At 72.7% G+C, this 14,862-nt stretch carries 13 protein-coding genes and 1 pseudogene; 2 read left to right on the plus strand and 12 right to left on the minus strand.

Annotated features, from left to right (window positions below; all coding sequences use genetic code 11):
- Positions 1-8: 8 nt before the first annotated feature.
- Entirely contained in the window at positions 9-434 is a 426-nt protein-coding gene (locus ACZ49B_RS10930) for a hypothetical protein (RefSeq protein WP_468303222.1), read from the minus strand.
- 149 nt (positions 435-583) lie between these two features.
- Between ACZ49B_RS10930 and ACZ49B_RS10935 the strand changes: the two genes are divergently transcribed.
- Positions 584-1,324, plus strand: coding sequence for an SIR2 family NAD-dependent protein deacylase (locus ACZ49B_RS10935; RefSeq protein ID WP_468303224.1), 741 nt, complete (start codon positions 584-586; stop codon positions 1,322-1,324).
- A 28-nt stretch (positions 1,325-1,352) separates the two neighbouring features.
- Here the strand turns inward: ACZ49B_RS10935 and ACZ49B_RS10940 are convergent, their stop codons facing one another.
- From ACZ49B_RS10940 to ACZ49B_RS10975, 8 genes and pseudogenes are all read right to left on the minus strand, one after another.
- Positions 1,353-1,835 carry a VOC family protein gene (locus ACZ49B_RS10940; protein WP_468303227.1) on the minus strand — a complete coding sequence of 161 codons (483 nt, stop codon included), beginning with the start codon at positions 1,833-1,835 and terminating at the stop codon, positions 1,353-1,355.
- A 137-nt stretch (positions 1,836-1,972) separates the two neighbouring features.
- Complete coding sequence (locus tag ACZ49B_RS10945; RefSeq protein WP_468303229.1) at positions 1,973-5,554, minus strand: bifunctional glycosyltransferase/CDP-glycerol:glycerophosphate glycerophosphotransferase; 3,582 nt, start codon at positions 5,552-5,554, stop codon at positions 1,973-1,975.
- 179 nt (positions 5,555-5,733) lie between these two features.
- Positions 5,734-6,108, minus strand: coding sequence for a hypothetical protein (locus ACZ49B_RS10950; protein ID WP_030295553.1), 375 nt, complete (start codon positions 6,106-6,108; stop codon positions 5,734-5,736).
- A gap of 100 nt (positions 6,109-6,208) precedes the next feature.
- Positions 6,209-6,634: a roadblock/LC7 domain-containing protein gene (locus ACZ49B_RS10955; RefSeq protein ID WP_468303232.1), complete on the minus strand. Its 426-nt coding sequence runs from the start codon at positions 6,632-6,634 to the stop codon at positions 6,209-6,211.
- 80 nt (positions 6,635-6,714) lie between these two features.
- Positions 6,715-7,506 carry a transcriptional regulator gene (locus tag ACZ49B_RS10960; protein WP_468303235.1) on the minus strand — a complete coding sequence of 264 codons (792 nt, stop codon included), beginning with the start codon at positions 7,504-7,506 and terminating at the stop codon, positions 6,715-6,717.
- Positions 7,503-7,907, minus strand: a complete 405-nt coding sequence (locus ACZ49B_RS10965) for a roadblock/LC7 domain-containing protein (RefSeq protein ID WP_468303237.1) — start codon at positions 7,905-7,907, stop codon at positions 7,503-7,505. Before ACZ49B_RS10965 ends, ACZ49B_RS10960 begins: the two co-directional genes overlap by 4 nt.
- A gap of 228 nt (positions 7,908-8,135) precedes the next feature.
- Positions 8,136-8,357: pseudogene (locus ACZ49B_RS10970) on the minus strand (helix-turn-helix domain-containing protein); the annotation flags it as partial.
- Positions 8,358-8,554: 197 nt separating this feature from the next.
- Positions 8,555-9,166, minus strand: a complete 612-nt coding sequence (locus tag ACZ49B_RS10975; protein WP_468303422.1) for a DUF6461 domain-containing protein — start codon at positions 9,164-9,166, stop codon at positions 8,555-8,557.
- A 254-nt stretch (positions 9,167-9,420) separates the two neighbouring features.
- Between ACZ49B_RS10975 and ACZ49B_RS10980 the strand changes: the two genes are divergently transcribed.
- Entirely contained in the window at positions 9,421-10,683 is a 1,263-nt protein-coding gene (locus ACZ49B_RS10980) for a helix-turn-helix domain-containing protein (RefSeq protein WP_468303240.1), read from the plus strand.
- 2 nt (positions 10,684-10,685) lie between these two features.
- Here ACZ49B_RS10980 and ACZ49B_RS10985 read toward each other — a convergent pair whose 3' ends face one another.
- The 3 genes from ACZ49B_RS10985 to ACZ49B_RS10995 form a co-directional block, all read right to left on the minus strand.
- The gene (locus tag ACZ49B_RS10985) at positions 10,686-12,638 is read right to left on the minus strand and encodes an APC family permease (RefSeq protein ID WP_468303242.1); all 1,953 of its coding nucleotides are present in this window, start codon (positions 12,636-12,638) and stop codon (positions 10,686-10,688) included.
- A gap of 21 nt (positions 12,639-12,659) precedes the next feature.
- Positions 12,660-14,078 carry a helix-turn-helix domain-containing protein gene (locus ACZ49B_RS10990; protein ID WP_468303245.1) on the minus strand — a complete coding sequence of 473 codons (1,419 nt, stop codon included), beginning with the start codon at positions 14,076-14,078 and terminating at the stop codon, positions 12,660-12,662.
- A 308-nt stretch (positions 14,079-14,386) separates the two neighbouring features.
- Positions 14,387-14,845, minus strand: coding sequence for a (2Fe-2S)-binding protein (locus tag ACZ49B_RS10995; protein ID WP_468303248.1), 459 nt, complete (start codon positions 14,843-14,845; stop codon positions 14,387-14,389).
- Positions 14,846-14,862: the final 17 nt, after the last annotated feature.

Consider the following 14,862-nt stretch of genomic DNA (forward strand, 5'->3'; position numbering starts at 1 on the left):
ACGGGCGGTCAGCCCGCGCAGATCACGTCGTCGAGCTTGATCGGCCGGGAGTCGAGCCGCACGTACGCGGTGAACGTGTCGGTGCTGTCCGCGCCCCAGTGGGTGGTGACGGTGGCCCAGCCGACACCGGCCGACTGGGCGACGGTGACCGCGCCGATGGCGATGTCCCAGGGCTCGTTCTGGGCGCAGAGCAGCACGTCGGAGTACGGGTGGTGCGCCTGCTTGTCCTTCAGCTGCTGAGAGACGCGCTGCTCGCGGTCGTGCGGGGAGGGGCCGTGGTGGCCGTAGAAGGAGGCGAGGAAGGTGCTGATCTCGGCGGCATTGTGCCGCTGGCGGGCGACGACCGGGGCGGGGTCGGCGACGGCGGGGGTCGGGGCCGGCAGCGCGAGCAAGGGCAGCAGCAGGGCACCGAGGCTGAACGGCATGGTCTTCATGCGGGATGTGTAACCACCGGGGGTCTCCGCGGCCAGGGGTGGACCGCGGATCTCACTCCTGTGGCGGGAGGGATTCACCGCAGAAACGACCCTCTCGGAGGAAGCTAATCCAGTCGCACGCCCGTACCGGACGTACGTAGGGTCGGGGCATGGGGAAGCCGCTTGTCGCAGTGTTCAGTGGGGCCGGGATGTCCACCGACTCCGGGATTCCGGACTACCGGGGGCCGCAGGGGTTGTGGCGCCGGGATCCGGAGGCCGAGAAGGTCGTGACGTACGAGTACTACATGGCGGATCCGGAGATCCGGCGCCGCTCCTGGCGGATGCGAGCCGAGGTCGGCGCCCTCGGGGCGCGGCCGAATGCCGCGCATCTGGCCGTGGCCGCGCTGGAGCGCGGCGGGACCCCGGTACGGGTGATCACGCAGAACGTGGACGGGCTGCACCAGCTCGCCGGAATGCCGCCGCGCAAGGTGTTCGAGTTGCACGGCACCGCGCGGGCGGTGGTCTGCACGGCCTGCGGTGCCCGGTCGGGGATGGACGAGGCGCTGGCCCGGGTCGCCGCCGGGGAGCCGGATCCGGCCTGTCTGGTCTGCGGCGGGATCCTCAAGTCGGCGACCGTGATGTTCGGCGAGCGGCTCGACCCCGAGGTGCTGCGGCAGGCCGTGGCCGTGGCCCAGGGCTGTCAGGTCTTCATCGCCGTCGGGAGCACGCTCCAGGTGCAGCCCGCCGCCTCGCTGGCCGGCATGGCCGCCGAGGCGGGGGCCCGCCTGATCATCGTGAACGCCGAGGAGACCCCGTACGATCCGCTCGCCGACGAGGTGATCCGCGAGCCGATCGGGACGGCCCTGCCGGCACTGCTGGCCCGGATCGGCGACCTCGGCCCGGCAGCCTAGACCTCGCATCGAGCACGCCGGAAGCCTGTTACGCCGCGTCGGCTGCCCGGCGGAGCTCGGCGAGGTCCAGCCTCTTCATCTTCATCATGGCCGCCATGGCGCGGGCCGCCCGCTCCGGGTCGGGGTCGGCGACCAGTTCGGTGAACCCGGCCGGGATGACCTGCCAGGACACCCCGAACTTGTCCTTGACCCAGCCGCAGGCGGATTCCTCGCCGCCGTCCTTCGTCAGTGCGTCGTAGTAGTGGTCGGCCTCGGCCTGGTCGTCGCAGTCGATCTGGAAGGAGATCGCCTCGCTGAAGGTGAACTGGGGGCCTCCGTTGAGGCCGACGAACCTCTGGCCGTTGATCTCGAACTCGACGGTCATCACCGCACCCGTCTGGCCCGGCCCGGTCTCGGGGTAGCGGGCGACCCGGCCGAGCTTGCCGTCCTTGAACAGCGACACGTAGTAGTCGGCGGCGGCCTCCGCCGCGCCGTCGAACCACAGGCACGTGGTGAAACCGTTGCTCGTCATGACTGCCTCCAGGCGTGTGCCGGTCGAAGCGGGAAGGCGGTTCACCCTCCCGCTCCCATACAGACCGGCCCCGGGCCCGAAATTCATCGGTGGGCCCGGGGCCGGTCTGCAACGCGTCCTGAATGCACCCGAACGGCTTACACCGCGGGCTTGGCCGCCATCCCGAGCATCCGGTCGACGACGCGCTCGGCGGCGCCGCCGTCGTCCAGGTCGCAGAACTCGGCGCGGAACGCGGCCCGCGCCTCCTTGTACTCCGCACCGACCGCGTCCACGTTGCGCACGGCCTCGATCAGGCTCGCCGAGTCCGCCAGCAGCGGGCCGGGGGCCTTCTCCACCAGGTCGAAGTTGAAGCCGCGCAGCGTGGTCCGGTAGTGCTCCAGGTCGTACGTGAAGAGCAGGATCGGCCGGTCGGTGAGCGCGAAGTCGAACAGCGCCGAGGAGTAGTCCGAGATCAGCACGTCCGCGACGAGCAGCAGGTCCGTCGCGTCGGGCCAGCGGGACACGTCCACGACGAAGCCGTCGCGCGCGTTGTCGCGGACCTGCTCGGTCACGTGGTGGTGGCCGCGGACCAGCAGGACGTGGTCCTCGCCGAGCTCGCGCCGCGCGGCGTCCAGGTCGATCTGCAGGTCGAGCTTGTAGCCGCCCGACCAGCCCTCGCGGTTCTCGCGCCAGGTCGGCATGTAGAGGACGACCTTCTTGCCCTCGGGCAGGCCGAGCCGGCGGCGGACCTCGGCGATCCGCTGCGCGTCGGGCTTGACGAGCGCGTCCGTACGCGGGCTGCCGGACTCGATGACCTCGCCCTGGTAGCCGAGGGCGCGCTTGAGCAGGGGCGTCGCGTACGAGCTCGGGGAGGCGAGCAGCGACCACTGGGCGCTGTCGTGCTCCAGCGCCTCGAGGATCTCGGGGCTCGTGTAGTAGTCGTGGATGAAGTCGTGGCCGATCTCCTTGATCGGCGTCCCGTGCCAGGTCTGGACGACGATCTGGCCGGCGCGGCGCTGGAAGCGGTGCGGCACGCTGTCGTTCACGACGTAGTAGCGGGCCCGGGCCAGGACCTCCCACGCCTCGACGCTGTCGTACTGGACGGCGCGGGCGGTCGCGGGAACCTCGGCGCGACCGTCGCGGACGAGCCAGACGTGGTCCAGCTTCTCGCCGCGCCGCACCAACTCCTCGTGGATGGCGCGGGGCGAGTCGCCCGCGCCGTTCCCCTGGTGGGTGTCGTAGACGACCATGTCCTTGACCGGCAGGGCGCGCTGCGCCGGGTAGGTCTCGTACCGGGTGACGCGCTGGGCGTACCGGGAGCGGTCGTGCGGGCTGAGCAGCGGGTCGGCGACGAGCACCATGCGGTCGTAGAAGCGGGCCTCGACCCGCATCCGGCGGCCCTGCACGGTGAGGGCGTGCGGTCCCGCGTGCAGGGCGGTGGGCGCGAACTGCACCGGGGCGCCGCGGTCGACGCCGAGCAGGCCCGCGGTGGTGCCGCCCTGGGCGAGCGGGCGCAGGGTGGGCCACCAGCGGCCCTCCGGCAGCGTGGTGCGGCCGGCGTAGGCCTCGGGGAGCATGGGCTCGAAGGTGGACTCGAAGCGGTCGCCGTCCCGGGTGACGGGGTAGCTGAACTCGGTGCCGTGCGCGTTGTGCAGGACCAGCTCGTACGGCTCGTCGGTGGGCGCGACGAACCGGCCCTTCACGGTGAGGGTGCCGTTCTGCACGGAGACCGAGTCGACCAGCGGCGGCGAGGGCTGCACCGAGAGGGTCAGGTGTCCGGTGTTGCCGCGCTTGGCGAAGAGTGCGCGGCCGGCGTCCCCGCCGGTCAGGGGCACGACGAGGCCGGCGAAGCCGCCGCGCTCGTCGTGCACGAGGCGGTGCTCGGAGCCGTCGGCGCCGACCACGGTCAGGCCCCACGGCTCGGGGGTCCACTCGCCGGGCTCGCATTCCGCGTCCGGTACGGCGGCCAGCTCGGCCAGCGGCACGCGCACGGTGAACGGGATCCGCCCGGCGACGCCGGCCGCGGCGGCCTCGATCGGGAAGGTGAGGACGGTGGCGGTGGAGACGTGCTCGGCGCGCAGGGTCGCGCCGGCGCCGATCTCGGCGGCGAGCTCGCCGACGACCTCGACGGCGTCTTCACCGGACGGGCGGACGTCGAGGGCGCGGGCCCGGACGGTCTCGATCTGGATGGTGAGGGCGCCGGTGGCATTGGGGATGATGCGCACGTCCGGTGCGACCCAGTGGGCGGGCGGGTTCTGGCCGCTGTCGGACTCGCCGCCCTTGAGGCGGGCGCGGTGCAGGCCGCCGGCGCCGGTGACGGCGACGGACGTGGTCCATGTGCCGTCGATCCACTTGCCGCCCGACTGGAAGGCGGTGGGGTCGACGACGGCGGTGAAGCCGGCCCAGTCGGCGTGCCGCAGGGCCAGGTGCGGGGCGTTCACGGTGGCCATCGGGGAGGCGACCGTACGGGTCCCGGCGACGGTGCGGCGGCCCTTGCCCCCCTCACGGAAGACGAGCACCTTGCGCGAGCCGAGGCGGCTCTCCGCGCCGAGGTGGCCGGGCAGCGCGTAGCCGCGCAGCAGCAGCTTGCCGTCGCTCCAGACGGCCTGCTCGAGGCGGCTGACGACGCGGCGCTCGCGCGGGCCGAGGGTGAGGATCTTGGCGGGGACCGGCGGGCGGCCGTGCAGGAAGGGGTAGTCGGCCTGCAGGCGGGCCAGTCCCTTGACGGGGACGCTGTAGGAGTAGTCGCTCTGGTGCTGCGTGAGGGCGATGAAGTCCTCGACGCGGCCCTCGCGGGCCAGGTACGCCTTGAGGCGGTCGGCGACGGTCAGGGCGGACCAGGGGCCGGTGCCGATCTCGCGGACGAGCCCGCCGACCTCCTTGACGAAGGCGGCTCGGAAGTCGGCGCCGCCCTCTCCGACGTACTTGTAGATGAGCGGGAGCTCCTCGCTCAGCACGTTGTAGTCGTAGTCGCGCAGGTAGCGGACGTACTTGGCGCCCTCCTTGGCCTTGAGGGCCTCGCGGACCAGGCGGACGGAGGTGACGCGGTCGATCAGGGAGACCGGGTCGGTGGAGCGCTGGGTGATGGAGCGCTCGCCGGTCTCGCGGACGCGCCAGTGGTAGACGCAGTCGCTGATGATGTCGACGCTGGAGGCGAAGTAGTGCGCGGGGATGCTGACGGGGGCGTCCTCGTAGAGGATGCCCTCCGGGTACTGGAAGCCGTGCTCGTCCCAGAAGCTGCGCCGGTAGACCTTGTTCCACGCGGTGCGGTCGGTGACCAGCGCCGGGAACTTGGAGATGTGGGTCTTCAGCTGGGTCTTGGCGAACGCGGCCCGGTGGCCCCAGGACTGCTGCATGCCCACGGAGCGGAAACGCTTCACGTTGCCGCCGGCGAAGTCCGAGCCGGTCTCGTCGAGGGCCGCGATCATGCGCTCGTACGCGTAGTCCGGCATCGTGTCGTCACTGTCGACGAAGGCCAGGTACTCGCTGTCCTTGGAGGCGTGGCGGGCACCCACGTTGCGGGCGGCACCGAGTCCGGCGTTCTCCTGCATGACGACACGGAAGCGCTTGTCCCGCGCGGCGAAGGCCTTGGCGATGACGGCACTGGTGTCGGTGGAGCCGTCGTCGACGAGGATGCACTCGAAGTCGTCGAACGTCTGGGCGGCTATGGACTCCAGGCACTCGTCGAGATAGAGCTCGACGTTGTAGACGGGGACGACGATGCTCAGGCGCGGGGGCATAGGTGGCGGGTTCTCCAGCGTTTTAAGCTTTTTCGATGATCAGGTGATGACAGCATCCTACTCGGTAACAGGATGATAAAGTCCCCCCATCCTGGACATAAGGCCCCTGTCCCCCTTGGCGGACGGCAAAGAATTCAGCCGCCCGCCACCTCGGCGTCGAGGTCGGACCGAACGTCTGCTCAGACTTCGAGCTCGGCTTCGATCTTCTTGAGCTGGTGCCGGGCCATCGCGAGGTTGGCCCGGCCGCGGTCGAGCGCGAGGTAGAGGAAGAAGCCCTTGCTCCCCCGCCCCTTCAGCAACCGGATCAGGTGGTACTGGCTGCCGAGGGTGATGAGGATGTCCTCGATCTCCTCCTTGAGGCCGAGCATGTCCATGGTGCGGACCTTGGCGCGGACCACGTCGGTGTTGCCCGCGGCGGCCACCTGGAGGTCGAGCTCCTTGCCGCCGCCGATGGTGCCGAGGGCCATGCCGCTGTCGTAGTCGACCAGGGCGGCGCCGATCGCGCCGTCGATGGTCGCGGTGCATTCCTTGAGTGCGGTCTCCACGTTGGCCATGAGGGGCCCTCCTTCTTCTTCTACCGTTTCTACGGTGTCTGCGGTTTCTGCGGTCTGGCGGTGGTTGGTACGGGGGTGGTGCGGCAGCGCGCGGGACGGCTCAGGGCGACGGGATCTCGGGGCCGCGGCGCCCGAGGACGTGGTCGATGAGCTCCGCTATCCGGACGCTGGAGCGGCGGGCCTCCAGATGGAGCCGGCCGACGTTGACGCGGGGTTCCGCGATCAGGGTGAGGACGGCCGCGTCCCCGGCCGCGTAGGTGGCCACGTATCCGTGTTCGCCGCGAATCAGCAGCTCGCGGAATCCGCCCTGGCCCGTGCTGTCGCTGAGCCGCTGGGCCACGCCGAGGGCGGCCGCGGTCAGTGCCGCGACGGACTCCACCTCGGTGGCGGCGCTGTCCTGCGCGAGAACCAGGCCGTCGGCGCTGCCGGCGAGGGCGCCGGTGAGCTGGGGGACCCGGGCGCGCAGCCTGCGGAGCTCGGCGAGTATGTCGGCCTCGGCCTCGGGGGGCACCATCGCCGTGCTCATGTCGGCCTTTCTCCTTTCGGGCTGCCTCCGCTCGGAGCGGTCGGCGCGCTCGGAGCGCAGAGCCGGTCGCAGCGGGAGCCTCACAGGCTTGCCTCCAGTGCGTCGCGTAACCGGCGAAGCAGCGCCACGTCCGGGGATTGGGTCTGGGTCATCCAGTCGGGCAGGGGTGTTTCGACCGGTGTCAGGACCGGCGCGTGCGGGGTCTCGACCAGTCCGGCCGCCGCGAGGCGCCGTACGTCGAGCAGCGTGTGGAACGCCGGCCGGCCCAGCACCCACGCGAGGTCCGCGGGGGTCCGTACGCCGTCCGCCTGGGCCAGCAGGATCCGCTGGCGCGCGGTGACGGTCTGGCCGGGGGCGGCGGCCCGCGGCACCACGGGGGAGGTGTCCAGCAGGGGGTACGGCCACACGGCGTCGAGCAGCTCCCGCCGGCGCCGGGTCTCCCGCTCGACGGCGGCGGCCGCGACCGAGCGGACGGACCCGATCCAGTGGGTGGCTCCGCGGCGGAACCGGGAGGGGCCGGTGCCCGGGGACAGGGCGAAGAAGGCGGCGTCGAATATCGCGGCGAGATGGCAGATCTCCAGTTCGCCGCCGGCGAGGCCCCCGCTGTCGACGAGGAAGCGGGCGACCTGGCGGCGGGCGCCGGCCCGGTCCACCGCCTCGCGCCAGCGCTCGGGGGCGAGGCCGCCGCCGGTGGTGAGGAGGACGTCGAGGCCGGGGGTGGCCGGGCTCTCGGCGTGCACGATGCGGCCCTCCTCCAGGAAGAGGGTGCCGCGGTCGCGGAGCAGGGCGCCGGTGGCGCGCTCGGCGGCGAGCCGGGTGAGCAGCGGGGAGACGGCGACGGCGGCGAGGCCGCCCACCTGCGTGCCGGTCATCTGAGGACCAGCCCCTCGGCGAGGACGCGGAGTCTGTGCCGGGCGAGGGCGAGGTTGCCGTCGGTCCGGTCCAGCCACAGGTGGAGGAAGACGCTGCTGTCGAAGCTCGTCTCGACGAAGCGCAGGACGTGGTAGCCGGTCCGGGTGGTGACGATCAGGTCCTCCACGGGCTGGCCCGCGGCCTCACCCTGCGCGGAGTCCGGTGCCGGCTGGGCAAAGGACTCGTACTCGGCGGCCGCCCGGGCCAGCTCGGCGGTCTCGGCGGCGGTGGTCTCGTGGTCGCCGACCGGCGAGTCCCCGGCGGTGCCGAGGGCCAGTCCGCTGCTCCAGTCGACCAGCGCGGCCCCCCGCGCACCAGGCAGGGCCATGGCTTCGAGCAGGCATTCGTCGATCCCGGGCACGCGGGCTCCCCTCCCGGCCAGACGTGCGAAGTGCACGGTCTACGGCGCGACAGGAGGGAACTTACTCACGTTCCACAGCGCGGAAGGGGCTTCTGGCATTTTCCGCGGGAACATGCACAGAACCACGCGACAGCTTGGCCGGAACCCATCGACTTCTGATCACGAATGTTGATCACCGCCGACGTTCGCGCAAGGGCGCACGGGGGCTCACGAAGCAAGCGGAAGATGCTCCGCGAGCCGGAACGCGCCGCCCTCGCGCTCCACGTATCCCTCGTGGGTGAGGGTGCGCAGCAGGTGGTACACGGTGGGCAGCGGAATGCCGGTGACCCGGGCGAGCCGTTTCGCCGTCGCCCCGCCCTCGGCGTACATCGCCTCGACGAGGCGCAGCGCGCGCTGCACGGAACCGATCAGGGTGGGTGCGCTTTCCTTCTGGCTGCCGTCAGTGCCCATGAATACTCCCCCTGCTCCGGTACGAGTCCTGGCACCCCCATAAAAGTCTCTTACCGCCCGCAATCCCAGCTGACTCGCGCACTTCCGGGCATAAGATCACCACGCTTCGGGTCCGCTCCCCCCACACTCGCGCAAAACACCGCACTCCGTCCCCGGTTCGGGCCAGTTCCCGCCGCCCCCGTCCCGGCGGCCGCGGGCTACCGGGTGCACGTCACGAAGGCCGGGAGGGGGGTGTCCTCGATCAGGTGGCGGGGCAGGGACAGGGCGAAGCGGTGTTCGAGGACGGCGAGGGTGCGGCGGTCCCGGTCCGCGCAGGGGTCGTCCTCGGGGCGGGCGTGGGTGCCGTCCGGGGCGAGGATCCCCGCCGCGACCAGTTCCGGGAGCAGGAAGTCCGGCCGGTGGCCGCCGCGCCAGCCCTCCTCGCCGAGGCCGAAGCAGCACACGATCTCGCCGTCCCGGGCGTACGCGAACTGTTTGGGCGGGTGGTCCGGCTGCGGGTCGAGGTGGACGGCCTCGACGCCGGACCGGGAGACCTCGGCCAGCCGCTCCGCGCCGGCCGGCATGCCGTGTTCGACGGCGAAGGACCAGCCGCCCCAGCTGCCGACGCGGGCCACGCCGTCGCCGTCCATCGTCTCGGTCACCATGCTCCAGGCGTCCGTCGCGCCCAGCGGGCCGGGCCGGATGCCCGGCAGCGCGCCGAGGCGCAGCGCGAGTTCGCCGGGCGCCATGCCGCGGGCGAAGGTGAGGCCGGCGTACCAGCCGTCCCAGTCCGCCAGCCACCGGATGCCGCCGCCCGAGCCCCCGGTCATCTCCACGGTCCCCTCCGCGCGTCGTGCCGGTTCCCCCACCGGCACGATAGTCAGTGCGCGCGGCACTCCGGGAGGAGGCGCTCGACCATCGTCTCGATGTGAGCCCCTGCTCCGGATACGGCTCGAGCAGCGCTGCGCGGCGTGCGGATCACGGCCCCGTGGCCACTGCGCATGCAGTGATTCGGACACGCAGGCGAACGCGGCACGGTCCCGGCCCTCCCCTCCGACCCCTCCCACGTGTCACTCTGCCGGTCATGGAGCGGATCATCGAGGAGATACGAGAGGACCTGTCGCGCCGGATAGCGGTGACGGCGGACCGGCTCGCCGACCGGACGCTGGCCGAGGACCCCGCGTACGCCGCCCTGCTCGGCCGGGCCGAGCTGCGCGAGCGCATCCACCACAACCTGCGGCAGTCCGTCGAGGGGTTGGTCCTCGGCATCCGCGGGCTGCCCGTGGAACTCGCCGACGCGCGCGCCACCGGTACGCTCCGCGCCGAACTGGGCCTGCCGCTCGCCTCGCTGCTGCGCACCTACCGGCGCGGCGGCCGACTGGTGTGGCAGGCCCTCACCGAGGCCGTGGCCGCGCACGACCCGGAGGCGCTGCCCCGGCTGCTGCCGGCCGCGGCCGTGCTGTGGGACGTGCTGGACCAGCTGACGGACGCGGTGGCCGACGCGTACCGCCGTACGGAGGCCGCGCGCAGCGATCGCGACCGGGAGCGCCGGGCGGCCCTCCTGGACGCGCTGCTCGACGGCGCGGGTCCGTCCGACGGGCCCGCGGTCTCGGAGGCGGCGGCCCAGCTGGGGCTTCCCGAGCGCGGCCGGTTCGCGGTCGTCGTGCTCGGCTCGGGCGACTCCGGCGGCTCCGCCGCCTTCGGCAGCTCGAGCAGCTCAGGCACCTTGAGCAGCTCCGCCGATCCGGGCGCGAGCGGTCTGCGCGTGCTGTGGCGGATCCGCGCCGACGGGGAGACCGGCCTGGTGGAGCTGGGCCACCATCCGCTGGAGTCCGTACGGGAGCTGCTCGGCCCGTTCAGGACCCGGGCCGGGGTCAGTCCGGTCGTGGAGACCCCCGGCGACCTGGCCCGGGCGCGCTGGCTGGCCGCGCTGGCGCTGCGCACGGTCCCGGCGTCCGGTGGTCCGTGCACCGCCCTGCTGGACGAGCGGCTGCCGACGGCGCTGGTCGCCTCCCAGGCCGAACTCGCGGGCCGGCTGCGGCAGGTGGTGCTGGGGCCGGTGCTGGCGCTGCCCGCGGAGGACCGCCGGGTGCTGCTGACCACGCTGGGCACCTGGCTGACCTGCCAGGGCTCGACGACGTACGCCGCCCAGCGGCTGTACTGCCACCGCAACACGGTCTCGAACCGGCTGCGGCGCCTCGAGCAGCTGACCGGCCGCACGCTCTCCGACCCGGCGCACGTGGTGGAGCTGGCGCTGGCCCATGCGGCGGTGCTCCAGCGGGCCGCGGGCGAGCCGGCCGCGGCGGGCCCGAAGCCGGCCGGCCGCACGCCGCGCCGCGGCAACTGACCTCAGGCCCTCGTCGACTCCGCCGGCTCGTGCGGTGCGGCCGGCCGGGCCGACTCGAGCAGGTACGGTACGTCGATCACCGCGACGCCCGGGGTGAACAGCAGCCTCGCCTTCAGCCGGAACGCGTTCTGGTTGTGCAGGGGCTGCTCCCACCAGTGCCCCACCACGTACTCGGGGATCACCACGGACAGGATGTCCGTCCCCTCGGCGGCGGCCAGCTCCTGGATGTGCGCGAGCACCGGCCCGACGACCTCGCGGTACGGGGAGTGCAGGATCTTCAGCGCGACGCCCGGGTCGTGCTCCGCCCATGCCTCGCGCAGCCGGCGCGCGTCCTCCTCGTCGGCGGCGACGGTGACGGCCGTCAGGGTGTCCGGCCGCAGCGCCTGTGCGTAGCCGAGCGCCTTCAGCGTCGGGGCGTGCACGTTGGCGACCAGCACCAGCACGTGGTGGCGGGAGGGTTTGCGCGGTTTGACCCCGGGGGCGACGGCGACCTGCGCCGAGACCCGGTCGTAGTGCCGGCGGACCCCCTTCATGCCCAGGAACAGCAGCGGCATCGCGATGACGACCAGCCAGGCGCCGTGCGTGAACTTGGTGACCAGGACGATGACCAGGACCACGGCGGTCAGCGTGGCGCCGACCGCGTTGATCGCCCGTCGGCGGTGGATGTGGATCCGCTGCTCCCGGGGCGTGGCCGGGGAGGCGAGCTCCCGCCGCCAGTGCCGGACCATGCCCGCCTGGGAGAGGGTGAAGGAGACGAAGACGCCGATGATGTAGAGCTGGATCAGGCGGGTCAGCTGGGCGTCGAAGGCGACGATGAGGACGACTGCGGCGAGCGCGAGCAGCACGATGCCGTTGGAGTAGACGAGCCGGTCGCCGCGGTTGAAGAGCTGGCGCGGTGCGTACCGGTCCTTGGCCAGGATCGAGGCGAGCATCGGGAAGCCGTTGAAGGCGGTGTTGGCCGCGAGGATCAGTACGCCCGCGGTGACGGCCTGGAGCAGGTAGAAGAGGAAGTGCCAGCTCCCGAAGGTGGCACGGCCGATCTGGGCGAGCGCGGTGGACATCGGCGTGCCGGGCGGCAGGCCCAGTTCCGTCGGGTCGGCGGCGACGTGCACGTCGTACACCATGGCCAGGATGGTGATGCCGACGAACATGGTCACCGACAGGGCGCCCATCGCGGCCAGCGTGTTGGCGGCGTTGCGGCTCTTGGGCCTCTGGAAGGCGGGTACGCCGTTGCTGATCGCCTCGACACCGGTGAGGGCCGTACAGCCGGAGGCGAAGGCCCGCATCGCGAGGAGCACCAGGCCCAGTCCGGTGAACGTGCCCTCGGCGGTGATCGGGAGGTCGGCCGACTCGGCGCGAATGGTCGCGCCGGTCGCGATCCGCACCGCCGCCACGGCGAACATGGCGTAGATGACGAGGACGAACCCGTACGTCGGGATGGCGAAGATGCGTCCCGACTCCCGTACGCCGCGCAGGTTCATCAGCATCAGCAGCACCACGAACCCCACCGACAGGCCGACTTCGTGGTCGCTGAGCGAGGGGATCGCGGAGGTGATGGCGTCGACGCCGGAGACCACGGAGACGGCGACGGTCATGACGTAGTCGACGAGCAGCGCGCTGGCGGCCGTCAGGGCAGCGGTCTGGCCGAGGTTCTCCGAGCTGACGATGTACGCACCGCCGCCGCCGGGATAGGCGTAGCAGGTCTGCCGGTAGGAGGCGACGACCACGATCATCAGGAAGACGATGGCGGCGGCCGCGTACCAGGCGAGGTGCAGCAGGGCGACACCGCCGAGGGCGAGGATGAGCAGGATCTCCTCGGTGGCGTAGGCCACGGAGGAGAGCGGGTCGCTGCAGAAGATCGGCAGCGCGAGCCGTTTCGGCAGCAGGGTCTCGCCCAGTCGCGCGGTGTCGAGCGGTTCACCCACCAGCACGCGCTTCAGATTGATACGCCTCATCTCGGCATGATCGTGCATATTTCATGCGCTATGCCCCTTATTGGGGCTGTGTCCTGCCCCGAACCCGGCCAGTTCCTCGGCCCGGTGAGCCAGCCACAGGTCGTAGCGGGCGCTGGGCGACCGCAGCAGCGAGCGCTCCAGGAGCGCCTCGATCCGGGTCAGCCGTTTGCGCGTCCCCGGTACCGAGATGCCGAGCGCGGCGGCGGCCGGAACCAGGTGCGCGTCGTGCCGCAGCCAGGCCCGTACGGTCTCCCGGGCGCCGGGCGGGGCGTCCCGTCCGGTCAGGGGCGCCAGGTGCGCGCGGGCCCAGGCCGCCAGGTCGGGGTGGCGCAGGACGCCGTCCAGATCGGCGGGAGCTCCGGCCATGCCGCCTGGGGCAGCCCCCGCGTCGCCTCCCGGGGCAACCCCCGCCCCGCCCGGGGTCAGCCGCAGGGCGAGCGAGAGCGCCGCCTGCTCGGGGAGCTGCGCGAGCTCCACGCCGAGCACCGACTCGATCAGGCGCAGCCGGGTGGCCAGGGTGTTGCGGTGGATCTTCAGCAGCCGCGTCGCGTGCGAGCAGAAGTTCAGCCAGGCGTGGGCCGTGGCCCGCAGCTCCTGCGCGCCGGGGTCCTGGGGGCGCCGGGGCACGTACGTGTGCAGGGGCGCGAGCAGGGCCTCGGCCCAGCCGGTCCCGGCCGCGTGGGCGGCCAGCTCCAGTTCGGGCCCGGGGCCGAAGCGGGCGTGCCGTCCGCCGCGGCCGCGGGCGACGGCCAGCGCGTGGAAGGCCTGGGTGTAGGCGGCCGGGGCGTCGCGCAGCCGCAGTTCCGCGCTCACCCCGACCGTGCAGTCGCGGGCCACTGCCGCCAGCGCCTCGGCGAGCGGATCGTGCTCGGCCGAGCGCGCCGCGAGGTCGCCGGGGACCAGGACGATGAGGTGGCGCACGTACACCGGGCAGCGCACGATCCAGGCCCGGCCGCCCGTCAGCTCCTCGCAGAGCCGGGCCACCTCGCCGCGCTCCCCGGCCCGGCACTCCACGACGTACATCCGCATCGGCTCGGGCAGCGAGGGGCAGAGCGCCTCGGCGATCTGGTGGGCGGTGGAGAGCCGGCCGTTCATCAGCAGGTGCAGGACGGCCTCGCGGGCCCGTGATTCGGCGAGTTCGGCCCGTTCCTCGCGCCGCTCGGCCTCCTCGGCGCGCAGGACGAGGGCCAGTACGGCGGCGGCGTCCGCGAGCAGCGCGGAGGCTCCCGGGCGGTGCGGCAGGTCCAGTACGGCGGCCAGCGCGCGGCTCCCGTCCAGCGCGAACAGCAGCGCGGCCGAACGCTCGCCGTGCAGGACGGCCGAGCGCACGCCCCGGGCCCGTAACTCCGCGGCCCCGCGGACGGCGAGCTCCGGACCGGCGGCTCCGTCGGCGTCCACCACCCCGGTCCAGCCGCCCAGTCGGGCGGCGAGCCACTCCAACAGGGCGGCCGAGCCGCCGGAACGGGCGAGCCGGTGCAGCTTGAGGATGTCCTCGGACCGGCTGCGGGACCGGTCCGCGGGCGTTTGCGGGAGGGGCGGGTGCGAAATGAGGGGTTCCCTTCGGTCCGGGTCGCGCTGTCGCCGTCGACCACCCGGCGTATCACTGTGCTCAGTGATACCCGCCCCGGCCGCTCACTGTGCAGGGCGGACCCTGCGAACCGGCCACCGGCGGCCTAGGTTTGACCCCGAGCGGTCGGGCCCCGGGATCGACGGGGGAGTCCCCGGGGCCCTCTCGCTCGCCTCTGTACCTAAGGCATCCGGGCGGCCGCGCTGCGGATGGCCTCCCGGATGCGGAAGTAGGTGCCGCAGCGGCAGATGTTGGCGATGGCGTCGATGTCCTCGTCCGTGGGCGTCCCGGTCCGCTTCAGCAGCGCGACGGCGGCCATGATCTGACCGGGCTGGCAGAAACCGCACTGGGAGACGTCCTGTTCGAGCCAGGCCTCCTGCACCGGGTGCAGCTCGTCCCCGTTCGCCAGCCCCTCGATGGTGGTCACCGTCTTCCCGGCGCACGCCGAGACCGGCACCACGCACGGGCGGATGTCCGCCCCGTCGAGATGGCTGGTGCAGGCCTTGCAGACGTCCACGCCGCAGCCGTACTTCGGGCCGCGTACGCCCAGCATGTCGCGGAGCACCCACAGCAGGGGCAGATCGTCGGGCGCGTCCACGGTGACGCTCCGCCCGTTGACGGTGAAGGTGTGCGAGGGCACGGCGGACTCTCCTGAAC

It is taken from the genome of Streptomyces sp. NPDC031132 (assembly GCF_055570595.1).

Coding starts and splice junctions, on each gene's coding strand:
- ACZ49B_RS10930 (WP_468303222.1), bottom strand. CDS start 434: ATGAAGACCATGCCGTTCAGCCTCGGTGCCCTGCTGCTGCCCTTGCTC.
- ACZ49B_RS10935 (WP_468303224.1), top strand. CDS start 584: ATGGGGAAGCCGCTTGTCGCAGTGTTCAGTGGGGCCGGGATGTCCACC.
- ACZ49B_RS10940 (WP_468303227.1), bottom strand. CDS start 1,835: ATGACGAGCAACGGTTTCACCACGTGCCTGTGGTTCGACGGCGCGGCG.
- ACZ49B_RS10945 (WP_468303229.1), bottom strand. CDS start 5,554: ATGCCCCCGCGCCTGAGCATCGTCGTCCCCGTCTACAACGTCGAGCTC.
- ACZ49B_RS10950 (WP_030295553.1), bottom strand. CDS start 6,108: ATGGCCAACGTGGAGACCGCACTCAAGGAATGCACCGCGACCATCGAC.
- ACZ49B_RS10955 (WP_468303232.1), bottom strand. CDS start 6,634: ATGAGCACGGCGATGGTGCCCCCCGAGGCCGAGGCCGACATACTCGCC.
- ACZ49B_RS10960 (WP_468303235.1), bottom strand. CDS start 7,506: ATGACCGGCACGCAGGTGGGCGGCCTCGCCGCCGTCGCCGTCTCCCCG.
- ACZ49B_RS10975 (WP_468303422.1), bottom strand. CDS start 9,166: ATGACCGGGGGCTCGGGCGGCGGCATCCGGTGGCTGGCGGACTGGGAC.
- ACZ49B_RS10980 (WP_468303240.1), top strand. CDS start 9,421: ATGGAGCGGATCATCGAGGAGATACGAGAGGACCTGTCGCGCCGGATA.
- ACZ49B_RS10985 (WP_468303242.1), bottom strand. CDS start 12,638: ATGAGGCGTATCAATCTGAAGCGCGTGCTGGTGGGTGAACCGCTCGAC.